Consider the following 10,190-nt stretch of genomic DNA (forward strand, 5'->3'; position numbering starts at 1 on the left):
AGCCGGCCACGACTCCGCTCACCGCACGACCATCGTGCCGTAGCAGGTGAGCTGGCCCAGAGTCATCGGCACGTCCGGGATCACCTGCGTCGGCTCGGAGTACCAGCGGGTGTCCCGTAGCCGCTGGGCCTGGTCGAGGAGGCGGCGCTGCGCGGCTGCCTGCTCGGCGGCCTGGTGACGCTGGCCGGTGCCGGGCGGGACCGGGTCGGGTCGGCCGGTCAGTCGCCGGATGAGTGCTCGGATGGACAGCATCAGGGTTGCCTCCCTCTGGACCGACGGAGACCGCGTCCCGTCGTCGCACCTGCCCACCCACCATGACGCCGACATGTCGCCGGCCGCGACGACGTAGCACGCGGCAAACCGGCCACATATGGGGCGACATTTAGGCGACACATGACTAACGTGAGGGGCATGAACGCCCCCAACGTCGCCCTCCGGGCCGTCCGCACCGGGATGCGTATGAGCCAGGACGACTTCGCCCGCGCCCTCCAAGCCGCAGGCCACCGTGTCGGAGAGCCCAACGACGCCAACAAGCGGCTCGTCCAGCGGTGGGAGTCGGGGGCGATCGCCGCCCCCCGGCCCGTCTACGTCCGCGCCCTGGAGGTCGTCACCGGCCTGCCCATCGACCTGCTCGGGTTCGCGTCCGTGCCCGGCGGTCACGTCGCCGACGACCACCAGGGCGGCCACGACCTGACGTCGCCGATGTCAAGCCTGGCCACACCCACGCCCGCGCACCGCCCGGCGGCGCTTCACGGGTCCTACGCCGGTGTATGGCTCAGCCGATACCAGTACTACTCCAGCGGCCGGGGCGAGTCGTTCGCCGGGCAGCACTTCGTGGTCGTACTCCAGCACGGCGACCGCCTGACCGCGCGCAGCCTGCCCGGTTCGGCCGCGTCGTCGCTGTCGCTGGACCTCACGGTTGACGGCAGTGTCGTCACCGGCACCTGGGTGGAGCAGACCGACCCGGGCGGCTACTACCGGGGCGCCCGGTACCATGGCGCGATCCAACTGCTGGCGGAGCCGACGGGCCGGCGGATGGCGGGCAAGTGGGTGGGGTTCGGTAAGGACATGGACGTCAACACCGGCCCGTGGGAGCTGATCTTCCAGGACGCCTCGACATCCAAGGCGACGCTCGACCGGTACAACATCCCGCCTGATCGGGTGGATCCGCCCCAGACGCAGAGTCACCCCTGAGACGGCTGACGACTGTTGCCAGACTTCCGAAACGTGATCAACTCGATGGCTGCCAGCTCGGAGGTGGCCGAGCAGCGGCACCAGGCGGAGCTGGGGTGGGTGCGACTGGCGCACAGGGCGGATGCCTCGTCGAACGCAAGGCGAAGATCGAGCAGGCGGAGAAGAGTTCACGCAGGGGAAGGAACGCAGGAAGTCCAGCCTGGGCGATTCATGGTGACCGGCGGATGTGCTGCTCGTCGGCGTGCAGAAGAGCGGGAGTGCCAGCCTCACCAGTCAGGTCAGGCCGCACCTGGAGCCGCAGTACGGGCAGTACGCGCGTTTCGCGTTCGAAACCACCCCGGTATCGCACTCCGTGCAGTGGCCCTGTTCCCACAAGCCCTGGTCAATTCCAAGCCCGCCGTCGTAGTAGTCGCGGTCAGGCCAGGCGACCAGCTCCACCTCAAGACCTGGCTCGTCCTCGAAGCGCGTCGCTTCAGCCAGGACCAACGTCGTCCGAATGCCGTCGTGGTCCTCGGTGTAGTGCGGCAGGACACGGCGCATGACATCGACGAGTTCACGCACCGGTAGGTAACACCACGAGCTGCTCTGCGAGGCTGTCTCGCTCTTCATCCGTGCTCACGCGACCGACCCTACGGGCGCCCGTCGATGCTTACACTCCGCCGTTTCCTTGCTGCTGCGCCAGCGCGAGTCATCGCCGGAAACTGACCGGGTCGGCGAGGTACCGATCGAGGTCCGGATCCTCCTGCATCTCTTCGAAGTCGTCCGCGATCACCCACCCGTGACCGAGTTCGGTGCGAAGCTGGGCCAGCGTTCGCCGGACGGCCGCATTGAAGGCCCGGCATTCCGGCTCGCGCCAAGGTCCAGGGTCAGGTGGATAGTCCCAGTTCAGTGATGCGTCGTACCGCTCGACCAACTGGGTCAGCTCATCCCGAAGAGCCGCGCTGATCGGCAGCGCCTCCAGGCGCACCGGATACCCCCAGGCATCCTGGTCCTCTGGCCTGGCCGGCCACAGGACACCCCCAGACCCCGCATCGAAGAAGAACCGGGCGTGCGGCATGGGAGAAGCCTGGCACAAGTTCCAGGCGCAACAGCAACCATCACGGCCACTTGACGTCCTGGTCTCATCCGGCGGTGAGATGGAGGGGCAAAAATGGCTGACGACATCGGCACCAGATTTACCTGTGCCCCATCTGCGCCCCGCCTTCACCGGTCGGCTCCGGGCGCGCCTCGTCGTGGCGGGGAGGCTTTGCCAGGGTGGCGGCGAGGTAGGCATTGCGGCGTGCGATGAGTCGTTGCAGGTACGGCCGCAGGATGAGACTGGCCACGAGCCCGCCGACCGGCCCCATGGGGGCCGTGAAGTCGATTACGTCACGCATGACCGTGGTCGACGGATCCGCGGGGTCGGGCATGAAGCTGTGCTCGTGGTGCCATCGACCGAACGGGCCGCGGATCTGCTCGTCCGTGAAGGCGTGCGGCCGCCGGTAGTCCGTGATGCGAACGGTCATCGCCCAGGAGAGGCCGAAGTGCCGTGCCTCCCACGTCACGGTGTCTCCGGCCTTCAACCGGCCGGTCGTCACGCCGCCGACCGCCCGCTCGGCGCTCGTACCCATGGACTCGGTGTGCATACCGACGTCGAGGCAGGCATCGAAGACGGCTTCCAGGGCCGCCTGCACTTCCGTCGTCAGCTCGATGCGCGGCACCCAGCCACAGTAGTTGAGTCGGGTCACCTGGAGCCGCTTCGTCCCCTGTTGCTGCGCAGGTCGGGAAGCAAGTGAATCAGGTTCTTGCGGGCGTGGCGGGCTCAGCCGGGGATCCTCCCGCCCGGTCCTGAACGTAACCCTTTCCGTCAGGGGGGACGCCTAACATATCGACCGGACCAAGATTCCGGTCCGGCCCGGCGACCGCCTCCAGCGCGTGTCCCGGCCCTCGTCCCGTTCCCGACCAGACAAGGAATCCATGATCAACCACGTGTTCCGCCCGAAGATCCGCCGCGCGCTGCGGGCCGGGTCAGTCGCGACTGCCGTCGTCGCGTCGATGCTCACCGCCCTCCCGGGCGCGGCGGTCGCCGCGTCCAGCCCCGCCGACGTCGTCCTGGGCCTGCTCACCGATCCCGGCGAGGTCGGGCCGGACGGGGGCCGCGTCCGCCTCAACGTCTCGGTACGCAACGCGGGGGGCGCCGAGGCCAACGACGTCACCGTGAAACTGCAGTTGCCGGCCGGCGCCACCCTCGGCTGGGGCGGTGAAGGACCCAACGGCTGGACCTGCGACGCCGCTGCCACCAAGTGCAAGTGGGGCGACCTCGCCGCGGGCGACGGCACCGAGCTCGACGTCTGGGCGACTCTGCCCTCCGGCACGGACGGCCAGCAGGTCACGGCCTCCGCCACCGCCGCCACCCAGAGCCACGAGTCGTCCACCACCAACAACACCGGCACAGCCACGATCGAGTACGTGGTGAAGCCTGACCTCGCCTTCTCTTTCGTCGATTCGAACGGCGAGATCTCCACCCTGGGCGGCAACGGCTCGCGGGGTGCCGTGCAGGCCCGGGCGGTCAACGAGGGCACCGCCACCGCCCCCGGTGCCCGCTTCACCTTCCAGATGCCGCCGGACGCCTTCGCCGGCTCCTGGACCCAGAGCGATCCGTCGTGGGAGTGCGACTTCTCCACCTCCACCTGGATCTGCGAGAACGACCAGGAGATCCGGCCGGGCGAAATGGCTTACTTCAACCTCTACCCGTACTTTCCGGCGGGCACGGCGGGCGACACCCGGACGGTGACCGGCTTGGTGTCGACCCCGGCGACCGAGCGGTCGCTGGCCAACAACAGCGACACGACCACGTTCACGTACGCCGTGCCACCTCCGGGCGACCTGTACGTCTCCGGGCTCGACGTGGTCGCCACCGACGAGTTGCGGGCGAACCAGGAGTTCGAGGTGTCGGCGTACGTGGGGACCGCGGGCGGCAGCCCGTCGGAGGACGTCGTGGTCCGGCTCCCGCTCCCGCCGACCGTCGACTTCCTCTCCGTCGACGCTGGCGACCCCGCCTGGGCCTGCCGGCTGGAGGAGACGACCGACCGGTTCGTCGAGTGCACCCGTGACCACTGGGACATCGGCACCCCGGGGCTCAACGTGCGGGCGCGACTGCGGGCGCAGCCCGGCACCCCGGCCGGCCCGCTGACCTTCACCGCGACCGCGTCCGCCGGCACGCCGGAGTCGTCGACGGAGAACAACACCGCCTCGGACACCGTCACCTACATTCCCGAGGGCGCTGTAACCGGCCACGTCTGGCTCGACCTCGACCGGGACGGCCAGCGCGACGCCGGAGAGCCGATGGCCTTCGACAAGATCGTCGGCCTGACCGTCGTACCGGAGACGGGCTCGCTGCCGTGGGACTGGACGGGCATCTACACCAATACGGTCACCGGGACCTACTGGGGCGGACGGCTGAAGCCGGGCCGGTACACCGTCAAGGTCCTCCTGCGGGACGGCAGCACCACCCAGTTCACCACGCCTGACCTGGGCGACGACGCCACCGACTCGGACATCGTCAGCTACGTCGGCGGCTACTACCCGTACGGGCTCAGCGCCCTGGTCGAGGTGCGCGACGGCGCCGAGACCCAGGTGGACGTCGGCATCCTGCCGCAGTCCTGACGCTGTGCCGGGGGAAGGCCCGGGTCCGTTCGGGCCCGGGCCTTCCCCGTACGTGACCTGAGCAGTCCGGCAGAAGTCCGACGATCGAAAAGCCCGTCTCCCACCACGCGAGGACGTCCGGGCCTCCGTACCAGTGCACCTTTGGCTGCCGGCTCGTCGACATCCACCGGTACCGGCGGTAGATCCAACGGGGCGTACTGCTCGATGAGCCCATCCCACCTGTCCGACCGCAGCATCACAGGCGGATCGTCCAGGTGCAGATCCTCCGTACGAATGCCCCAGTGCGCGCAGCCCTGCTGCTCCACCCGGAAGACGAGCATGTGCGGGTCGTGGGGATCCCAGAAGCTCAGCTCGTCCAGCCGACGCATCCGATCTTCGTTCCGGGTCAGGTCGTCCCGCCGGCGAACAGCGCGTAGGCCTCATGCACCGCAGCCGGCAGCGGGACGACCAACCGTTGTTCGGCAGTGGCGATGGTAGCGGGGCTCTCCCCGTCGTCCGGCGCCAGAGGCTCACGCCAGGCTAGCGGCGAACCTTCGAATGAACGTCCAGCACCCGTCACGGTCGCGCAGCGCCGCAGACTCGGCTACCGGATCGAAGATCCCCACCATACGCAGCCTAGGTCAACAATCCTCCCCGATTGAGGCGGGAACCGAGAGTGCCTACCGGACCGCACGCGCGACTGGAGCACACCTGAGAACAGCCTGTATGCCGATTCGGCCGCCGCCAGTCTGACCGCCTGCCAAGCTGTATCGGGTGGCGGGTGGGGACGGAGTACCTGATCGCAGTTCGGCGCGGCCACCGCTCGGTACGCGCTGGCTACGCGAGGGCACCGGCGTGTCCACCGTGGAAGTCTTCTTCGACCTGGCGTTCGTCTTCGCGTTCATCCAGGTCACCGCCTTGATGAGCGACGACTTCACCGGCCACGGCATGCTGAACGCGATGCTTGTGCTGACCCTGCTGTGGTGGACATGGTCCGTCTACACCTGGTTGGGAAACAACCTCCAGGCCCGGGCCGGGCTGGTCCGGATCGCGATGCTGGTCGCGGCGATGATCACCTTCGTGATGGCGGTGGTCGCTCGGCAGGCGTTCACCGATCTCCCGGGTGCGGCCATCTCGGGGCCGCTGGTGTTCGTCGCGTGCTTCGTGGCCATCCGGCTGGTGCATCTGGCGCTGCGCTGGCACGCCGTTCCCGGCACTCGGCCACGCATCGCCCTGCTGATCGCCGTACCAGTGTTCATCGCCTCGATCCTTTTGTTCGCCGCCGCCGTCGTGCCGCAGCGACTGTTTCACGACGCGGGGATGGTCAAGGGCAGCCAAACCGGTCTCTGGACGCTCGCCATCGCCATCGACTATGGCAGCAGCCTGCTGATGCAGTCGTGGGGGTGGCACGTCGTCTCGGTCCGGCACTGGGCGGAGCGGCATGGCCTCATCGTGCTCGTCGCCTTCGGCGAGTCGCTCATAGCGGTTGGCCTTACCAGCAGCCGCGTGCCGATGAGTGGGCCGCTCGTCGCGGCCACCGCCTTCGCCGTCGTCATCGCAGCCGCACTGGGCTGGACATACTTCGACGTCGTAGCCATCGCTGCCGAACGCACGCTGATCCTCAAACCTGTCCAGCGCCGGCTTGCCGCTGCCCGTGACGCCTACACCTATCTACATCTGCCGATGGTCGCCGGCATCATGCTGCTCGCCTTTGGCCTGGGGAAGGTGGCAGCGATCATCCAACACAACGAACTGCATCATGCGTCCGTGCCGCTGGTAGGTCTCGGCCTCTACGCCCTCTACGGTGGGGTGTCGCTGTTCCTGCTCTCCCACGTCGGCTTCCAACTGCGGATCACGCGCTTGGTCAGAAGGACCATCTGGCCACGACTGATCGCCGCAGCGCTGCTGGCGGGGATCATCCCGATCGCCAACCAACTCCCGGCGGTGGCAGCGCTCGGCCTGCTGGCGGCCATCTGCATCGGCCTGGTCATCACGGAGGTCATCCTCGCCGGCGGACAGCGTAAGGAACTGCGCGAGGCCGCTCTGACCGGAAGCCTCTGGCCCGAGCGGCCAACACCGCCCTGACCGCGATGGCTGCGGGCCTTCCTTCTGCCTGGCCGGACCTTCGATCTCGACCTGGCGTCAAACGTCCCGCGACGCCGTTTCGTCAACCTTCATGCGAGACCAGGAATGATCCTGCGCCAAGCTTCGCCGGCTGTCCCTGCATCACGGGGCCCTGGCCGTGCCTGAGGTCGGGCTCGGCTTTCGTGTTACGGCCCGGCACCCGGCGGACACCGCCACCGTGGCCGCTCTTGACCTGACCCGGACCGGCTACGGAGTCGGCTCCTGGGTGAGCGGCTCGACCACAGCGGCCCTCACCCCCCTCCCCCGTGCTGATCTTGATCTGACCAGGAGTGCGGGAGCAGTTGGCGCAGGGCGTCGCCTGCCCGGCCTCGACGGACACCGCACCCATGCTTGGGGCTTGCCGGCCCTCCCTCATGCGGCATTCTCGGCGCTAAGAGCCTGGTAAATAAGGGTTTCAGGGCATCGCTGGGCGCGCGGCAAAGGTCGACTGCGGTGATCGCGCCGGCGTGGCGGCGTGACATGAGGAAGGGCCTCCGGTACGAGCAAAGGCGACTAAACCAGCACGACCGAAGGCCCAACCCTGTCTGTACACCTTGTCGCCGGTGTCGCCGCATCCACCACCCCGGCCACCCTTGATGCTCACCTGCCCACCGCCCGGCCACGGCACTACCCGTCCGACACCAGCGACGCCGAGTGGGCTGTCCTGGCCCCACACGTCCCGGCCGGGACCGGACGTGGCCGGCCGATCATCTACCCCCGCCGCGACATCGTGGACGCGATCCGCTACCTCGACCGCACCGGCTGCCAGTGGGACGCGCTACCGGCCGACTTCCCCCACCACAAGCTGGTCTACCACTACTTCAAGACCTGGACCGCCGACGGAACGCTGCACCGCATGCACAACAGCCTGCGGGAACAGGTCCGCGCCCAGGTCGAGGACCGCGACCGGCAGCCGACGGCCGCGCTGGTCGACTCCCAGTCGGTACGCGGCGCGGAGACCGTCGGGCGGGCCAGCCGCGGCTACGACGCGGGGAAGAAAGTCAACGGCCGTAAACGGCACATCGCCGTGGACACCTGCGGCCTGCTCCTCGCGATCCTGATCACCGGCGGCAACGTCCAAGACCGTGACGGCGCCCGCCCCCTCCTTCAGGCGTTGCACGCCTGCTTCCCCGGCATCCGCCTCGTCTGGGCCGACAGCGGCTACGCCGGCAAGCTCGTCGACTGGGCCACCACCCACCTCGCGCTGACCGTACGGATCGTCGCCAAACTCGCCGGACAGACCACCTTCGTCGTCCTACACCGCCGCTGGTGCGTCGAGCGCACCTTCTCGTGGATCAACCGGTGCCGACGTACCGTCCGTGACTACGAACGGCTACCCAAGCACCACGCCGCGATGGTCCAGTGGGCCATGGTCATCGTCATGGCTCGCCGCCTCGCCCGTCACCAACACACCTGAAACCCTTATTTACCAGGCTCTAAGTCAAGACGCAACCAGGTCCAGCACAGCGCCCATGAGGAACACACCCAAAGCCACCATCTTCACCGCGAGGAATGGCGGGGACTTCTTCGCTTGCCTGATAAAGAAATCAGCCAGACCCTTGTTAAGCCGATACCACTTGAGCTGCCCTCTCAAGCTAAGACTGGCGGCAAAAATCCATAACGGCAGACCAATTCCCAGAAGAACCATGACAAGGCCTAGCCAACTCCGCTCCACCCACTCCGACGGCAAAATTGAAAGAATGCCCCCACAGGACGCCATCGCGATAAGCGTGGCGAAATAACCGATGATAAATCTACGGCCACCACCGATGGATTTATAATCGGCAACAACGGCACGCTCACCTGAGGAGAGGTGTTTCATTGCCAGCTTCTCTACACGATGAGTGACGTATGCGTATTGACAATCACACATCCTTGTGTCCGGCAGCCGCTCTTTACATGCATTCTCGCATTTGGCCTGCTCGATGACATTCTGGTGGAAGTTCCTGTAGGCAGTTAGGGTAAGCCGAAGATTCGATGGCACCCAATTTGGTGGCGAATGGATCAGAAAATGGATAGCGCTAGCAGATCTACCCGGCGGTATCACCACACGCATAAGACCCTGGCGGATCACTTTAATACGGGCTTGGTGGAGAATAAGAATACCGCGCTGCTCTGCACGGACGGAGGCGCGGTTCGCCCAATCCGTCAACCACCCTGCTGTAAGCAGGTCGAACACCACGACCAAGCCGGCAAAAATCTGAAGCACCTTGCCTGCGCGCGCCACCCAGAACATCGGGAAGCCCCACAGGGCATGATCATCGGGCAGCTTTCCGCCCCACCACGTGCGGAAGAAGTCGAGGATCGCGCTCACGGTGGCCCCTGATCGTCACGACGAAGGACCACATCGTGACATCCGGCCGCCAGCACTCCAAGGGCGTACTGCGTGCCAGGTTCGGGCTGACCGCAGCCGGACGCCTACGGAAGGAGGGGCGGCGGGAGCTCAGCAGGCCACCGACGTCCAGGCCCGGACAGCGAAGCGCCCCCGGCAGCCGGCCTTTCTCCGGCCGTCCGTTCTAGCCCCGGAGTACACGAGCCTTCATCCGCTCGGCGTTGGGAAGCTGCGCCGGCTGCCATTGTCCATAGCTTGTTCTGGTACGCCGTACGCCGGGGCGTGACCGGCCGGAGGCCGCACGCGCGGCCCGGCGCGACACGGCGGCGGGCCGCAGGCCAGCCCTTGACCAAGTAAAGAAAGTCTGAACACGCTACGCTTCAGCCATAGCGGCGTCAGCTCAGCCGAGGTTGCGGCTGATCCGGCATACGTTGGGCAATCATCTCCGCCGCTTCCTGCGCCGACACCGCCCCCGTGCCGATCCTGATGTCTGCATCGGGTGGGTGGGGCGTCTGTTCGATGGCCGCAAAACGCTGGTCATCGTCTCCAGTGGCCCGAGACCGGATGCGATCATGGAGAATCGCGGGGTGGCAGTACAGCTCGACTACCGTCCAGCGCGCCCCGGTCTCCGCGCCGGTTATCGCTTCGACCGCTTCGATCTGGCCAACATGCACGACAGGTATCTGACCTGAGGCCCATAGCTGCTCAAGCCCAACCGGTCGACGAAGTACGTTGCGCCGTACCGGCTGTTCTCCCACAGAATCGCGCCCGGTCTCTGGCGTAGATCGTGGCTCTTCGAACTTAAGCGGGGTTGAGGTGTCCGCGGTGGCGTCGCGTGGTGGTGGTGCGGGTGCGTAGGCGTTGGTTTTCGGGGTTTCGGAAGCCGTAGGCGTCGCGGGCGATGGTTTTGATAACC

At 67.1% G+C, this 10,190-nt stretch carries 10 protein-coding genes; 5 read left to right on the plus strand and 5 right to left on the minus strand.

The features are described from left to right. Positions 1 to 18 precede the first annotated feature (18 nt). Positions 19 to 252, minus strand: coding sequence for a hypothetical protein (locus ABGB16_RS01160; protein ID WP_347666032.1), 234 nt, complete (start codon positions 250 to 252; stop codon positions 19 to 21). A 159-nt stretch (positions 253 to 411) separates the two neighbouring features. Here ABGB16_RS01160 and ABGB16_RS01165 point away from each other — a divergent pair, with 159 nt between their 5' ends. Beyond that, positions 412 to 1,194: an XRE family transcriptional regulator gene (locus tag ABGB16_RS01165; RefSeq protein WP_347666033.1), complete on the plus strand. Its 783-nt coding sequence runs from the start codon at positions 412 to 414 to the stop codon at positions 1,192 to 1,194. A gap of 273 nt (positions 1,195 to 1,467) precedes the next feature. Here ABGB16_RS01165 and ABGB16_RS01170 read toward each other — a convergent pair whose 3' ends face one another. From ABGB16_RS01170 to ABGB16_RS01180, 3 genes are all read right to left on the minus strand, one after another. Continuing rightward, positions 1,468 to 1,755, minus strand: a complete 288-nt coding sequence (locus ABGB16_RS01170) for a hypothetical protein (protein WP_347666034.1) — start codon at positions 1,753 to 1,755, stop codon at positions 1,468 to 1,470. Positions 1,756 to 1,882: 127 nt separating this feature from the next. After that, a complete protein-coding gene (locus ABGB16_RS01175) occupies positions 1,883 to 2,251 on the minus strand; it encodes a hypothetical protein (RefSeq protein ID WP_347666035.1) in 369 nt (122 codons plus the stop codon). Positions 2,252 to 2,369: 118 nt separating this feature from the next. After that, on the minus strand, positions 2,370 to 2,894 hold the full coding sequence (locus tag ABGB16_RS01180) for an SRPBCC family protein (protein WP_347666036.1): 525 nt from the start codon (positions 2,892 to 2,894) through the stop codon (positions 2,370 to 2,372). A 256-nt stretch (positions 2,895 to 3,150) separates the two neighbouring features. Here ABGB16_RS01180 and ABGB16_RS01185 point away from each other — a divergent pair, with 256 nt between their 5' ends. From ABGB16_RS01185 to ABGB16_RS01195, 3 genes are all read left to right on the plus strand, one after another. Next, positions 3,151 to 4,839, plus strand: a complete 1,689-nt coding sequence (locus ABGB16_RS01185; RefSeq protein ID WP_347666037.1) for an SdrD B-like domain-containing protein — start codon at positions 3,151 to 3,153, stop codon at positions 4,837 to 4,839. Positions 4,840 to 5,673: 834 nt separating this feature from the next. Next, positions 5,674 to 6,903 carry a low temperature requirement protein A gene (locus tag ABGB16_RS01190; RefSeq protein ID WP_347666038.1) on the plus strand — a complete coding sequence of 410 codons (1,230 nt, stop codon included), beginning with the start codon at positions 5,674 to 5,676 and terminating at the stop codon, positions 6,901 to 6,903. A gap of 643 nt (positions 6,904 to 7,546) precedes the next feature. Continuing rightward, entirely contained in the window at positions 7,547 to 8,359 is an 813-nt protein-coding gene (locus tag ABGB16_RS01195) for an IS5 family transposase (protein ID WP_347666061.1), read from the plus strand. 24 nt (positions 8,360 to 8,383) lie between these two features. Here ABGB16_RS01195 and ABGB16_RS01200 read toward each other — a convergent pair whose 3' ends face one another. Next, complete coding sequence (locus tag ABGB16_RS01200) at positions 8,384 to 9,256, minus strand: hypothetical protein (RefSeq protein WP_347666039.1); 873 nt, start codon at positions 9,254 to 9,256, stop codon at positions 8,384 to 8,386. Between the two features lie 521 nt (positions 9,257 to 9,777). Between ABGB16_RS01200 and ABGB16_RS01205 the strand changes: the two genes are divergently transcribed. Further along, positions 9,778 to 9,966, plus strand: a complete 189-nt coding sequence (locus ABGB16_RS01205) for a hypothetical protein (protein ID WP_347666040.1) — start codon at positions 9,778 to 9,780, stop codon at positions 9,964 to 9,966. The last annotated feature ends 224 nt before the right edge of the window (positions 9,967 to 10,190 follow it).

Source organism: Micromonospora sp. B11E3 (assembly GCF_039871625.1).
Lineage (GTDB): Bacteria > Actinomycetota > Actinomycetes > Mycobacteriales > Micromonosporaceae > Micromonospora.

Coding starts and splice junctions, on each gene's coding strand:
- ABGB16_RS01160 (WP_347666032.1), bottom strand. CDS start 252: ATGCTGTCCATCCGAGCACTCATCCGGCGACTGACCGGCCGACCCGAC.
- ABGB16_RS01165 (WP_347666033.1), top strand. CDS start 412: ATGAACGCCCCCAACGTCGCCCTCCGGGCCGTCCGCACCGGGATGCGT.
- ABGB16_RS01175 (WP_347666035.1), bottom strand. CDS start 2,251: ATGCCGCACGCCCGGTTCTTCTTCGATGCGGGGTCTGGGGGTGTCCTG.
- ABGB16_RS01185 (WP_347666037.1), top strand. CDS start 3,151: ATGATCAACCACGTGTTCCGCCCGAAGATCCGCCGCGCGCTGCGGGCC.